At 72.4% G+C, this 12,950-nt stretch carries 12 protein-coding genes; 4 read left to right on the top strand and 8 right to left on the bottom strand.

Annotated elements, in window-relative coordinates; genetic code table 11:
* Positions 1–143 precede the first annotated feature (143 nt).
* The 3 genes from ACIQKA_RS27255 (at position 144) to ACIQKA_RS27245 (ending at position 2,831) form a co-directional block, all read left to right on the top strand.
* Entirely contained in the window at positions 144–1,241 is a 1,098-nt protein-coding gene (locus ACIQKA_RS27255) for an ABC transporter ATP-binding protein (RefSeq protein WP_383151731.1), read from the top strand.
* A 224-nt stretch (positions 1,242–1,465) separates the two neighbouring features.
* Positions 1,466–1,876: a hypothetical protein gene (locus tag ACIQKA_RS27250; protein WP_383151732.1), complete on the top strand. Its 411-nt coding sequence runs from the start codon at positions 1,466–1,468 to the stop codon at positions 1,874–1,876.
* 238 nt (positions 1,877–2,114) lie between these two features.
* Positions 2,115–2,831, top strand: a complete 717-nt coding sequence (locus ACIQKA_RS27245; protein ID WP_383431379.1) for an NDP-sugar synthase — start codon at positions 2,115–2,117, stop codon at positions 2,829–2,831.
* 181 nt (positions 2,832–3,012) lie between these two features.
* Here the strand turns inward: ACIQKA_RS27245 and ACIQKA_RS27240 are convergent, their stop codons facing one another.
* The 6 genes from ACIQKA_RS27240 to ACIQKA_RS27215 all read right to left on the bottom strand — a co-directional run bounded on the left by ACIQKA_RS27240 (position 3,013) and on the right by ACIQKA_RS27215 (position 9,309).
* The gene (locus ACIQKA_RS27240) at positions 3,013–4,623 is read right to left on the bottom strand and encodes a DoxX family membrane protein (RefSeq protein ID WP_383444018.1); all 1,611 of its coding nucleotides are present in this window, start codon (positions 4,621–4,623) and stop codon (positions 3,013–3,015) included.
* A gap of 113 nt (positions 4,624–4,736) precedes the next feature.
* Positions 4,737–5,693, bottom strand: coding sequence for a 23S rRNA (guanosine(2251)-2'-O)-methyltransferase RlmB (rlmB, locus tag ACIQKA_RS27235; protein WP_383151735.1), 957 nt, complete (start codon positions 5,691–5,693; stop codon positions 4,737–4,739).
* A gap of 76 nt (positions 5,694–5,769) precedes the next feature.
* Positions 5,770–7,167 carry a cysteine--tRNA ligase gene (cysS, locus tag ACIQKA_RS27230; RefSeq protein ID WP_383151736.1) on the bottom strand — a complete coding sequence of 466 codons (1,398 nt, stop codon included), beginning with the start codon at positions 7,165–7,167 and terminating at the stop codon, positions 5,770–5,772.
* Positions 7,168–7,240: 73 nt separating this feature from the next.
* Positions 7,241–7,747: a 2-C-methyl-D-erythritol 2,4-cyclodiphosphate synthase gene (ispF, locus tag ACIQKA_RS27225; RefSeq protein WP_383151737.1), complete on the bottom strand. Its 507-nt coding sequence runs from the start codon at positions 7,745–7,747 to the stop codon at positions 7,241–7,243.
* Complete coding sequence (gene ispD, locus ACIQKA_RS27220) at positions 7,737–8,486, bottom strand: 2-C-methyl-D-erythritol 4-phosphate cytidylyltransferase (protein WP_383151738.1); 750 nt, start codon at positions 8,484–8,486, stop codon at positions 7,737–7,739. The genes ispF and ispD overlap by 11 nt, the downstream gene beginning before the upstream one ends.
* A gap of 340 nt (positions 8,487–8,826) precedes the next feature.
* Positions 8,827–9,309 (bottom strand): CarD family transcriptional regulator, encoded by a 483-nt coding sequence (locus ACIQKA_RS27215; RefSeq protein ID WP_003953493.1) that lies wholly within the window; start codon positions 9,307–9,309, stop codon positions 8,827–8,829.
* A 650-nt stretch (positions 9,310–9,959) separates the two neighbouring features.
* On the opposite strand from ACIQKA_RS27215, the gene ACIQKA_RS27210 reads away from it, so the two are divergent.
* Positions 9,960–10,625, top strand: a complete 666-nt coding sequence (locus tag ACIQKA_RS27210; RefSeq protein WP_383151739.1) for a DUF461 domain-containing protein — start codon at positions 9,960–9,962, stop codon at positions 10,623–10,625.
* Between the two features lie 212 nt (positions 10,626–10,837).
* Here ACIQKA_RS27210 and ACIQKA_RS27205 read toward each other — a convergent pair whose 3' ends face one another.
* Positions 10,838–11,518, bottom strand: coding sequence for a response regulator transcription factor (locus ACIQKA_RS27205; protein WP_017242433.1), 681 nt, complete (start codon positions 11,516–11,518; stop codon positions 10,838–10,840).
* Positions 11,515–12,744 carry a sensor histidine kinase gene (locus tag ACIQKA_RS27200; RefSeq protein WP_383151740.1) on the bottom strand — a complete coding sequence of 410 codons (1,230 nt, stop codon included), beginning with the start codon at positions 12,742–12,744 and terminating at the stop codon, positions 11,515–11,517. The genes ACIQKA_RS27205 and ACIQKA_RS27200 overlap by 4 nt, the downstream gene beginning before the upstream one ends.
* Between the last annotated feature and the right edge of the window lie 206 nt (positions 12,745–12,950).

Genomic DNA, 12,950 nt, shown 5'->3' with positions numbered 1-12,950 from the left:
GGGAATCTCACGGGGCGGGGAGTGCTGACAGATCCCGCGCCGCCAGGTAGCGTCACCCGTGGTTCACCCAGGTGGACTAGACCTCAATCCTTCCTTTACTCGGATCGTCCGGCACGTTCCTGCCGGTGAAGGGACACATCACCATGGCTTCCGTCACTTTCGACAAGGCGACCCGGGTGTACCCCGGTGCCACCAAGCCCTCCGTCGACCAGCTCGACATCGAGATCGCCGACGGCGAGTTCCTCGTCCTCGTCGGGCCCTCCGGCTGCGGCAAGTCGACCTCCCTGCGCATGCTCGCCGGCCTGGAGGACGTCAACGGCGGCTCCATCCGCATCGGTGACCGCGACGTCACGCACCTGCCGCCCAAGGACCGGGACATCGCCATGGTGTTCCAGAACTACGCGCTCTACCCGCACATGACCGTCGGCGACAACATGGGCTTCGCGCTCAAGATCGCCGGCGTCAACAAGGCCGAGATCCGCGCCAAGGTCGAAGAGGCCGCGAAGATGCTCGACCTCACCGAGTACCTCGACCGCAAGCCGAAGGCGCTCTCCGGCGGTCAGCGCCAGCGCGTCGCCATGGGCCGCGCCATCGTCCGCGAGCCGCAGGTCTTCCTCATGGACGAGCCGCTGTCGAACCTCGACGCCAAGCTCCGCGTCTCGACCCGTACGCAGATCGCGAGCCTCCAGCGCCGTCTGGGCATCACCACGGTCTACGTCACCCACGACCAGACCGAGGCCCTCACCATGGGCGACCGCGTCGCCGTCCTCAAGGACGGTCTGCTCCAGCAGGTCGACTCCCCGCGCAACATGTACGACAAGCCCGCGAACCTCTTCGTCGCCGGCTTCATCGGCTCCCCCGCCATGAACCTGGTCGAGGTCCCGATCACCGACGGCGGCGTGAAGTTCGGCAACAGCGTCGTCCCGGTCTCCCGCGACGCCATCGCCGCCGCCTCCGCCAACGGCGACACCACCGTCACCGTCGGCGTCCGCCCCGAGCACTTCGACGTCTCGGGCCCGACGAGCAAGGACGGCCTCGCCGTCACCGTGAACGTCGTCGAGGAGCTCGGCTCCGACGGCTTCGTCTACGGCTCCACCCGCGTCGGCGGCGAGGACAAGGACCTGGTCGTCCGCGTCGGCGGCCGCGACGTCCCCGCCAAGGGCTCCACCCTCCACGTCGTGCCCCGCGCCGGCGAGCTGCACGTCTTCTCCACCTCCACGGGCGCCCGCCTCAGCGACTGACCCGCAGGCGACGAGAACGGCCCCGCGTCCGGGTGGACGCGGGGCCGTTCGGCCATTCGGCCTTCCCCAAGGGGTTTACGGTGGAAAACCCCGGCATTCCGGGCCCGCGCCCACCCCGGGCCCCCCTCCCGCGTCAACACGGAATTCGAAAAGCCGCCTCGAACCATCCCCCGCGAGAGTGACTAAATGTCGCCATATCACTACCGCCCGCTACGCTCGCCTGCGTGACCCACTCTGCCCGCCGAATCGGCCGCTCCCTCGCCCTCGTCCTGCCCGTCGTCCTGGTGCTCTCGGGAACGCTCGCGGTGTCCGCCGTTCCGTGGGCCGGCCAGGACTCCGCGACCCAGCTCACCGCGTCCGCCAAGGACGTCTCCGCCCCGGCCAAGTCCCGTGCCCCGCAGGACGTCCTGCGCGACCAGCTCCTCGCCGAGCTGCGGGCGAAGGACCCCGGCACCGCCCTCACGCACCTCCAGCGCGAGGTCGAGAACCGGCCCTCTCTCGCCCAGCACTGCATGTCGATCGCCCGCGACCTCGGCCGCGCCGCCGTCCAGCGCTACGGCGCCGCCCGCGCCCAGTCCTTCTCCCGCCCGGTCTGCGACACCTCGTACGCGACCGGCGTCATGCGCGCGAGCTGAGCCCGGCACCCGCGCCACGGGCCGGACCCGTCGCCGGGCGGCGAACCGAGCACGCCGCCCCACGCGCCGGACACGTCACGGGGCCACCGCGCACCGGGCCCGCCGCCCCGCCCGCCGGGCCCGTCCCCGCGCCACGTACAGCGCCCGTCACCGCGCCACGTACCGGGCCCGTCCCCGGGCCCCCGCGCGCCGGGCCCGTGGCGCGGGGATCGCGCACCGGGCGCCTATCGTTCCCCGTATGCACTCCACTCCGACGCAGGCCGTGGTCCTGGCGGGCGGCCAGGGCTCGCGGCTGCGCCCCTACACCGACGACCGCCCCAAGCCGATGGTCGAGATCCCGGGCACCGGGACCCCGATCATCGGCCATCAGCTCTCCTGGCTGGCCGCCGAGGGCGTGACCCACGCCGTCGTCTCCTGCGGCCACCTCGCCGAGGTCCTCCAGGAGTGGCTCGCCACCGCCGACCTCCCCCTCGACGTGACGACGGTCGTCGAGACCGAGCCCCTGGGCCGCGGCGGCGGCCTCAAGTACGCCGCCCAGCGCCTCCCCTCGCCCGACGAGCCCTGGTACGCCACCAACGGCGACATCTGGACCCGCTTCTCGCTGCGCGAGATGGCCGCCTTCCACGCCGAGCGCGACGCCCTCGCCACCCTCGCCCTGGCCCGCCCCCGCATCCCGTGGGGCGCCGTCGAGACCGACACCTTCGGGCACATCACCGACTTCATCGAGGCGCCGCCGTCGCCGTTCCTCATCAACGCCGGCGTGTACGTCTTCTCCGCCGACTTCACCGAGTTCCTGCCCGACCTCGGCGACCACGAGCGGACCACCTTCCCCCACCTCGCCCGCGAGCGGCGCCTGGCCGGCTTCCCGCTGCCCCAGGGGGCGTACTGGCGGGCCATCGACACCGCCAAGGACCTCACCGAGGCCGCCAAGGAGCTCGCCGCGCAGAAGGTCTGACACACGGGCGGACGAGCAGACGCGCGGACGGGCGGGCGGACGGGCTCCGGCTGCACGGCACGCGGAAGGGCGGTCCCGCTGCGCAGCGGGACCGCCCTTTCCTGTCCGTACGGACGCCGTGCCCACGGACGCCGTGCCCACGGACGCCGTGCCCACGGACGCCATCCGTACGGACGCGACCTCAGCCCAGCAAACCGCCGATCGGGTTCCGGGCGCCGCCGTCCCCGCCGCCCGACGTCGGGCCGCTCTCGGACGGCGTGCCCGTCGAGCCGGTCGAGCCCGTGGAGCCGCCGCCCGACGTGCCGCCCGTGCTGCTCGGGGTGTCGCTGGTGGACGGCGGGGGCTCCGGGTCCGACCGGGTGGGCGTGCGGCCGCCGGAGCCGGTGCCGGCGCCCTGCGTGGCGGTCGGGCGCTGCTCCTGGGTGCGGGTGGACTCGCGGGTCGGCTCGCTCGTGCGCTCCGCCTCCCGGGTCCGCTCGCTCTTGGCCGGGGCCTCGGTGGTCTTCTCGGCGGTCGCGGCCGGCTTGGGCGTGTCGGACGCCGGCCGGGAGGGGGCGTCGCCGCGCGGCTCCTGGAGCGGACGGCCGGGGAGGTGGTTGATCGGGTCGTCGTTGGGGCCCGGGACGGTGACCATCTCGGTGGAGCGGACCGCGCCGCCGAGGACGGAGCCGACGAGGAGGGTGAGGCCGACGACGACGGCGGCGAGGAGGGTGCCGCGGCGCAGCACCCGGCGGCGCAGGTCCAGGAGGTCGGCGCGGGGGCCGAGGGTGCGCCAGGCCTCCCCGGCGAGACGGCCGTCGAGCGAGTAGACGGGGGCGCCCGCGATGATCAGCGGCGACCAGGCGGCCAGGTAGATGATGTCGGCGGAGTCGTAGACCGGGACGCTCTTCCAGCTCACGGTGAGCAGCAGCGCGGCGGAGAGCAGGGCGCCGACGACGGCGGCGACCCGCTGCCAGAGGCCGAGGATGGTGAGGACGCCGACGACGACCTGGAGGAAGGCGACGGTGAGTCCGGCGCCGACGGGGTGCTGGAGGGCGAAGTCGCGGAGCGGTTCGGCGAGGGCCCAGGGGTGGAGGGAGTTGAGCCACTTCACCATGGAGCCGCGCTCGCCGCCGTCGAAGTAGACGGGGTCGCAGAGCTTGCCCATGCCCGCGTAGACCGAGATGAGGCCGAGGAAGACGCGGAGCGGGAGGAGGACGACGCCGAGGTTCATCCGGCGGCCGGGGTAGTAGGCGTGCCGGACGGAGTCCTGCCCGCCGCGCCGGTCGGCCCGGCCGGGCCGCTCCTCCTCGGCGCCGTACGGCTCCTCCGGCCCGGGCCGCGGCTCGTACAGGTCGTCGTAGGCGCCCTCGGCGCGCCGCATCGGGGGCAGCAGCGGACCGGCGGGCACCACGGGGGTGGGCATGGTGTCGCCGACGCGCGGGATCGCCTGCGTGGCGCCGGCGTCCCGGCCCCCGTGGCCGCCGACCGGTTCGAGCGTGGCGACGGAGGACTCGCGCACGGCCTGGAGGAGGCCGGTCGCGCCCGGGGACGACTTCCCGGTCCACACGACGGGGCGCCGGCGCGGGCCGCCCGCCCGGGCCGCGGCTCCTGCTCCGGCCGCGATCCCGGCTCCGGACAGGGCCGCGGTGCGGGCGCCGGCCGCGAACCTCGGCTGCGGGGCCGGCGCGAGCCGCACACGGAAGCTGGCGTGGTTCACGATCACCTGGGCGGGATCGGAATCCACCTTGACCATGCTCAGCGGGGGCTGATCGTCGAACCCCGGCCGGGGCGTTCTGGTGTCCACACTCATCTAACCGAGTGATCCGGGTTTAGGACACTGCCTTGACGGCTCTCAAATGTCCGAGACCCGTCAAGATCAACGCCGCGGCCGGGGCCGGGGGCCGCCGGTGGGCCCGGAGGCCGTCAGCCCCTGCGGCGGCGGGCCGCCTCGTACAGCACGACGCCGGCGGCGACACCGGCGTTGAGCGACTCGGCGCCGCCCGGCATCGGGATGCGGACGAGGAAGTCGCAGGTCTCGCCGACGAGCCGGGACAGGCCCTTGCCCTCGGAGCCGACCACGATGACGACCGGGCCGGAGAGGGCCTCCAGCTCGTGCACCTCGGTGTCGCCGTCGGCGGACAGGCCGACGACCGTGAGACCGGCCTTCTGGTACTGCTCCAGACAGCGGGTCAGGTTGGTGGCGCGGGCGACCGGGGTGCGGGCGGCGGTGCCGGCCGAGGTCTTCCAGGCGCCGGCGGTCATGCCGGCCGCGCGCCGCTCGGGGACGACGACGCCGTGGCCGCCGAAGGCGGAGACGGAGCGGACGACGGCGCCGAGGTTGCGCGGGTCGGTGACGCCGTCGAGGGCGACGATCAGCGGGTCGTCGTGGTCGTCGAACGCGGCGGCGGCCAGGTCCTCGGGGTGCGCGTACTCGTACGGCGGGACCTGGAGGACGAGGCCCTGGTGGTTCAGGCCGTTCGTCATCCGGTCCAGCTCGGGGCGCGGCGCCTCCATGATGTGGATGTTGCCGCGGCCGGTGGCGAGGTTCAGGGCCTCGCGCACGCGCTCGTCGTTGTCGATGAACTGCTGGACGTACAGGGTCGTGGCGGGCACGCCGTCGCGCAGGGCCTCGAAGACCGGGTTGCGGCCGACGACCATCTCGGACTGGCCCTTGCCGCCGCGGCGGGCGACGGGCTTGCGCTTGGCCGCCTGGCGGGCCATCGCGTTGGAGACGCGGTAGGCCTTGTGGCCCTTGCGGTCCTCGGCCCTGGGCGTGGGGCCCTTGCCTTCGAGGCCCTTGCGCCGCTGGCCACCGCTGCCGACCGTCGCGCCCTTCTTGTTCGACGTGCGGCGGTTCCTGCGCTGGCTGTTCCCGGCCATGACTACCTGTTTCCTCTGCTGACGTGCGAAGTCTGTAACTGAAGTGTGCCGCCCGGAGGTCCGAGCGGCACGTCTTCTAACGGTTGCCCAGCGTCCAGCGGGGGCCGTCGGGGCTGTCCTCGATGGCGAGGCCGGACTGGTTGAGCTGGTCGCGGATCGCGTCCGCGGTCGCCCAGTCCTTCCGCTCGCGCGCCGACTCGCGCTGCTGGAGCACGAGCCGCACGAGGGTGTCGACGACGCCGTGGAGCTCCTCGCCGCCGCCGGACTCCTCGGCCCAGTGCGGGTCGAGGGGGTCCAGGCCGAGGACGCCGAGCATGGCGCGGACCTCGGCGAGGCGGGCGATGGCCTCGTCCTTGTCGTCCGCGGCGAGGGCGCTGTTGCCCTGGCGGACGGTGGTGTGGATGATCGCGAGCGCGTGCGGCACGCCCAGGTCGTCGTCCATGGCCTCGGCGAAGGCCGGCGGCACCTCGGCGGCGGGGGCGACGGGCGCCCCGGCCTTCTCGGTGGCGCGCTGGACGAAGCCCTCGATGCGGGCGAACGCCGACTCGGCCTCGCGCAGGGACTCCTCGCCGTACTCGATCATCGAGCGGTAGTGCGGGGTGCCCAGGTAGTAGCGGAGGACGATGGGCCGCCAGTTCTTCACCATCTCGGACACCAGCACGCTGTTGCCGAGCGACTTCGACATCTTCTCGCCGCTCATGGTGACCCAGGCGTTGTGCACCCAGTACCGCGCGAACGCGTCGCCGAAGGCCTTGGCCTGGGCGATCTCGTTCTCGTGGTGCGGGAAGATCAGGTCGAGGCCGCCGCCGTGGATGTCGAAGGCGGAACCCAGGTACTTGTGGGCCATCGCCGAGCACTCCAGGTGCCAGCCGGGACGGCCGCGGCCCCAGGGGGTCTCCCAGTCGGGCTCGCCCGGCTTGGTCGCCTTCCACATGGCGAAGTCGCGCGGGTCGCGCTTGCCGGAGACGCCCTCGTCGGGCTGGCGCAGGTCGTCGATGTCCTGGTTGGACAGCTCCAGATAGCCCGGGAAGGAGCGCACGTCGAAGTAGACGCTGCCGTCCGACTCGTAGGCGTGGCCGCGCTCGACGAGCCCGCGCATCATCTCGATCATCTCGGGGACGTGCCCGGTGGCGCGCGGCTCGTAGGTGGGCGGCAGGCAGCCGAGCGCGTCGTAACCGGCGTTGAAGGCGCGCTCGTTCTCGTATCCGATGGACCACCAGGGGCGGCCCTGGTCCGCCGCCTTCGCGATGATCTTGTCGTCGATGTCGGTGACGTTGCGCACGAACGTGACGTCGTAGCCGCGGTACTCGAACCAGCGGCGCATGATGTCGAAGTTCAGCCCCGACCGGATGTGGCCGATGTGCGGGGCCGCCTGGACGGTGGCGCCACAGAGGTAGATCGAGACACAGCCCGGTGTGAGCGGGGTGAAGTCACGGATCTGCCGGGCGCTGGTGTCGTACAGGCGAATAGTCACTCCTCCAGGGTAGTGGGCGCGTGGTGGTGCCCCGCGACCTATTCCCGGCCACGGGGCACGTTTTTCGTCGCCCCTACTGCCGTACGGGGTAGACGAGGGCGGTCGCCAGGGCGGCGAGGCCCTCGGCGCGGCCGGTGAGGCCGAGGCCGTCCGTGGTGGTGCCGGAGACGGAGACCGGGGCTCCGGCCGCCTCGCTCAGCGCCTTCTGCGCCTCGTCGCGCCGCTTGCCGACCTTGGGGCGGACGCCGACGACCTGGACGGCGATGTTCCCGATCTCGTACCCCTCGGCGCGGACGATCCGGGCGGCCTCGGCGAGCAGGGTGGTGCCGGAGGCGCCGGACCACTCGGGGCGCGAGGTGCCGAAGTGGGCGCCGAGGTCGCCGATGCCGGCGGCGGAGAAGAGCGCGTCGCAGGCGGCGTGGGCGGCGACGTCGCCGTCGGAGTGGCCGGCGAGTCCGTACCCGTCGCTCTCGGAGGCCTCCCAGAGGAGGCCCGCGCACCAGAGTTCGCGGCCCTTCTCGAAGGCGTGGACGTCGGTGCCGATGCCGGTGCGGGGAAGGTTCATCGGCTCAGAAGCCATCGTTGGCCCTCCTGCGGGCGAGTACGGCCTCGGCGAGGACGAGGTCGAGGGGGCGGGTCACCTTGAAGGCCTCTTCGTGGCCGGGCACGACGACGACGGGCGCGCCGAGCGCCTCGACCATCCCGGCGTCGTCGGTGGCGCCCTCTCCGGCGAGGGCGACGGTGGCGTGGGCGTTCACCAGGGTGTCGCGGTCGAAGCCCTGCGGGGTCTGGACCGCGCGGAGGCGGGCGCGGACCGGGGTGGCGACGACCTGCTCGGGGTCGCCGGACCGCTCCGCCGGCTCGACCTCCTTGACGGTGTCGGCCACGGGCAGCGCGGGGACGACGGCGACGGCCCCGTCCCGTACGGCCTCGACGACGGCGTCCACGGTGTCGACGGGGACGAGCGGGCGGGCAGCGTCGTGGACGAGGACGGTGTCGATGCCCTCGGGGAGCGCTTCGAGGCCGAGGCGCACGGACTCCTGGCGGGTCTCGCCGCCGGGCACGACCAGGTAGTCGGTGCGCTCGGGGAGGGCGTGGGCGTCGAGGAGGTTCTTGACCTCGGCGGCGCCGTCGGGGGGCGCGACCACGACGACGAGCGAGACCGCGCGGGAGGCGGCCATCGCGCGGACGGCGTGGACGAGCATGGGGGTGCCGTTCAGCGCGCGCAGCGCCTTGGGGGCGCCCGGGCCGAGGCGTACGCCCCGTCCGGCCGCCGGGATCACGACGGCGGTACGGCGGGGACGCGCTTCGTCTGACATCGGTTGCACTCCGGCAGGTTTGTTTCCGCGGCCGACATGGGTAGGGCACTCACCGTGCCGGACGCTCCGCCTTGACCGGGCCCTTTCCGTGACGACGGTCGAGGCGTTGCCGCCCAGCACAGGGGGTTCGGACGGAGCGGGGGTTCCCTGCGCATCGGGCCGTTCCGTGCGGACGGGTCCTTGCGGACGGTCCGTGCGGGGAAGCCACGTCCGAAGAAGTACGTGGGTATGCGAACATGCCGCAGCGCCCGACGACGGCGCTGTGTGGATCACAGCACGCCAGCGGGCACCGCGGCATCGCTTCACTTGAGGAGCGCGCTCCGGCGTGGCCGGATCACGCTCAGGACGCGAGGACCTCGTCGAGGAGAGCCTCGGCCTTGTCCTCGTTCGTGTTCTCCGCGAGGGCCAGCTCGCTGACCAGGATCTGCCGCGCCTTGGCGAGCATGCGCTTCTCACCTGCGGAGAGACCCCGCTCGCGCTCGCGCCGCCACAGGTCGCGCACCACTTCGGCGACCTTGATGACGTCGCCGGAGGCGAGCTTCTCCAGGTTCGCCTTGTAGCGACGGGACCAGTTCGTCGGCTCTTCGGCGTACGGCGCGCGCAGCACCTCGAAGACCCGGTCCAGCCCGTCCTGCCCGACCACGTCGCGGACCCCGACGAACTCCGCGTTGTCCGCCGGCACGCGGACCGTCAGGTCACCCTGCGCGACCTTGAGCACCAAGTAGGTCTTGTCCACGCCTTTGATCTGGCGAGTTTCGATGGCCTCGATCAGCGCGGCCCCGTGATGGGGATAGACCACGGTGTCGCCAACCTTGAACGTCATGTGACAGGTACCCCTTCCGTGGCTATCAAGAGTAACACGGATACGGCTTCTTCTGAATGGCGTTTTCGCAGGTCAGGGCATATCTCGGGGCTTGACAACAGCGACGCGGACGTGCTGCGGAGAGCTTCCGGAAGGGGGTATTCGCAGGTCGGAGCGGCTGTGCGGACGGAGAGAAACGCGCACGTTACACCTACCCGGGCCTTCACGAAGAGGGAGTCATGTCCCGATTTGTCGGGTTCGGAGTGGCCTTCTTCACGTGCTCCGTTCGAGGATCGGTCACTCGTACGGATGCATCCCGGGGTGATTCCCGAAATTGATCAGCCGAGATCGGCCGAGATCGGTCCGGGATTTCCCGGAGGGGCGGCTCCGGAGAATGCGGGGGACCCCCGAATTGATCAAGGCGGTTATGTGAACAACAGGTCAATGGGTTGTGATCCGGCCACGCGGAGCGAGCACGGGGCGGTGACGGGCGGTTCTCCCCGGCGCCGTCCGGCGGTCGCCTCCCGGGGCCGCCCGGGACGGGCGCGACCGGTTAGGGGCGGGTCGGGTGCGGGACGGAGAGTGCGGCTCGGTAACCTAAGCGCGCTGACACGCCTTTAGTTGGCTTTGACACCCAAACCCGTCCGTACGTCCTAGGAGATGCCGCCGCCGTGAGCCGCAGCCTTCGACGCGGCGCCCTCGCCGCCACCGCCCTCGTGTTCTCCGTCGCCGCGCTGTCCGCCTGTGGTGCGGGCAACGACGCGCAGACGCTCGGCGTCCGGCCCGACAACGCCGCCGTCACGGTGGACGACGTCAAGGTCCAGAACGCCCTGGTCATCACCCAGCCCGAGATCGGCGTCAAGGGTCCGGCGGCCGTCTCGGCCACGGTCTTCAACAACGGCTCCCAGCCGCAGACGCTCGACGCCATCACCCTGCCGGGTTCGAGCGCCACCGTGAAGCTGACGCCCGCCGGCGGTTCCGGCGCGGTCACCGTCCCGGCCAACGGCTCCGTCGTCATCGGCGGCGCGGGCAACGCCACCGCCGTGATCGAGAACGGCACCGAGTCCGCCCGCCTCGGCGACGCGCAGAAGGTCGTCTTCAAGCTGAGCCGGACCGGCGAGGTGGCCCTGGAGGCCTTCGTCGTCCCTGCGGACAGCTACTTCAAGGAGTTCGGCCCGGAGGTCGTCCCCGCTCCCCCGTCCGCCAAGCCGTCCGCCTCGGCGTCCCCGTCGGGCGAGGCCGGGCACGGCTCGGAGAGCGGCGAGGAGGGTGCCGGGCACGGCGCCGAGGGCTCCGCGACGCCTTCGGGCGAGGCGAGCCACGAGGCCGGCCACTGAGGCCCGTACGCCGGCATGCGTGAAGGGGCGCCCCCGCCGGGGGGCGCCCCTTTCGCGTACGGATCTCACGTACGGACCTCACGTGCGGACCTCGCGTGCGGACCTCGTGTACGGATCTCACGTACGCATCTCGCGTGCGGGTGTCGTACGCGGATCTCGCGTACGGCGCGGGTCCCGCGTGCGGAGCGGGACCGCGTCCGTACGCGGACCCCCTACGGCTCGAACTTGTAGCCCAGGCCCCGGACCGTCACCAGGTAGCGCGGGGCGCCCGGGTCCGGCTCGATCTTGGCGCGCAGGCGCTTGACGTGGACGTCGAGGGTCTTGGTGTCGCCGACGTAGTCCGCGCCCCACACCCGGTCGATGAGCTGCATCCGGGTCAGCACGCGGCCCGCGTTGCGCAGCAGCATCTCCAGGAGGTCGAACTCCTTCAGCGGCAGGTCGACCTTGCCGCCGGAGACCGTCACCACGTGCCGGTCGACGTCCATGCGGACCGGGCCGGCCTCCAGGGCCGCCGGGGTGACCTCCTCCGGCTCGCCGCGGCGGCGCAGGACCGCGCGGATGCGGGCGACCAGCTCCCGCGAGGAGAAGGGCTTGGTCACGTAGTCGTCGGCCCCTATCTCCAGGCCGACGACCTTGTCGATCTCGCTGTCCTTGGCGGTCACCATGATCACCGGGACGTTCGAGCGGCCGCGCAGCTGGCGGCACACCTCGGTACCGGGAAGGCCCGGAAGCATCAGGTCGAGGAGGACGAGGTCGGCTCCGTTGCGCTCGAACTCGTCGAGGCCGTCGGGCCCGGTCGCCGCGACGGCGACCTCGAAGCCCTCCTTGCGGAGCATGTACGACAGGGCGTCGCTGAAGGATTCCTCATCCTCGACGACGAGCACTCGGGTCACGGAAGGACCTCCGGGGCGGGAAGCGGTTCGGTCATGAGATCTGGGGTGGGGGACGAGGCGGGCCGGCGGTCCCGTGCGGAGCCCGCCTCGGGCAGCCGCAGGGTGAAGGTGGAGCCCTGACCCTCGGTGCTCCAGACGGTGACCTCCCCGCCGTGCGAGGCGGCCACGTGCTTCACGATGGCGAGGCCCAGGCCCGTGCCGCCGGTGGCACGGGAGCGGGCGGGGTCGACGCGGTAGAAGCGCTCGAAGACGCGCTCCTTGTCCTTGTCGGGGATGCCGATGCCCTGGTCGGTGACGGCTATCTCGATGAGGTCGCCGCCGGGCGCGGCGATCTTGCGGGCCGCGATGCCGACGCGGGTGTGGGCCGGTGAGTAGTTGACGGCGTTCTCGACGAGGTTGCCGAGGGCGGCGGCGAGCTGGCCGCGGCTGCCCCAGACGTGCAGTCCGGCCGACCCGCCGGAGGCCATGGTGATCTGCTTGGTGGTGGCGGTGTGCCGGGAGCGGTCGATCGCCTCGGCGACCAGCTCGTCCACGGACACCGGCTCGGAGTCCTCCAGCGGGTCGTCGTTCTGCACGCGGGAGAGGTCGATCAGCTCCTGTACGAGGTTGGTGAGGCGAGTCGCCTCGATCTGCATCCGGCCCGCGAAGCGGGTGACCGCCTCGGGGTCGTCCGAGGCGTCCATGACCGCCTCGGACAGCAGGGAGAGGGCGCCCGTGGGCGTCTTCAGCTCATGGCTGACGTTGGCGACGAAGTCCCGCCGCACCGCCTCGATGCGCCGGGCCTCGGTGAGGTCCTCGACCAGGAGCAGTACGAGCCGGGAGCCCAGCGGGGCGACGCGGGCGGAGACGGCGAGGGCCTCGCCGCGTCCGGTGCCGCGCCGGGGCAGGTCCAGTTCGACCTGCCGTATCTCTCCGTCGCGACGGGTGTCGCGGGCCATGTTGAGCATGGGTTCGACGGCCAGCTTGCCGCCGCGGACCAGACCGAGCGCGTACGCCGCCGAGCTGGCCTTCACCACGGAGTCGCTCTCGTCGAGGACGACCGCGGAGGAGCGCAGTACGGACAGCACGGTGTCGACGCCGGGCGGGAGCACGGCGTCGGTGTGCAGCGAGGTACGGGTGGGGCGCGTCTGGTCGCGTTCGCTCCAGCGGAACGCCAGCATGGCGATCACGCCGGTGCACACGCCGGCGATCGCTGCCAATGCGGCGACCGCCGCGTTCACGTCCATGCCCCAAGGTTATGCGGGCTTCCGGACACTCTCCCAGCCGTCCGAGTGGCTGCTCGAACAGTCGTCGCCCAGAGTTCACCGTGGAGACCCGGCCGGTTCACTTGCCCCGGCGGGCGCGGTGGCGTGCGTCGCCCAGAGTTCACCTGGGGGACGGGGGCGGTTCACACGAGGGGGTGGAGCCGGACGCACAGGGGGCCGAACGTGGG

This window comes from Streptomyces sp. NPDC092045 (assembly GCF_044756005.1).
Lineage (GTDB): Bacteria > Actinomycetota > Actinomycetes > Streptomycetales > Streptomycetaceae > Streptomyces.
The sequence above is the reverse complement of the archived record's forward strand: the minus strand, read 5'-3'. Positions and strand labels throughout refer to the sequence as shown.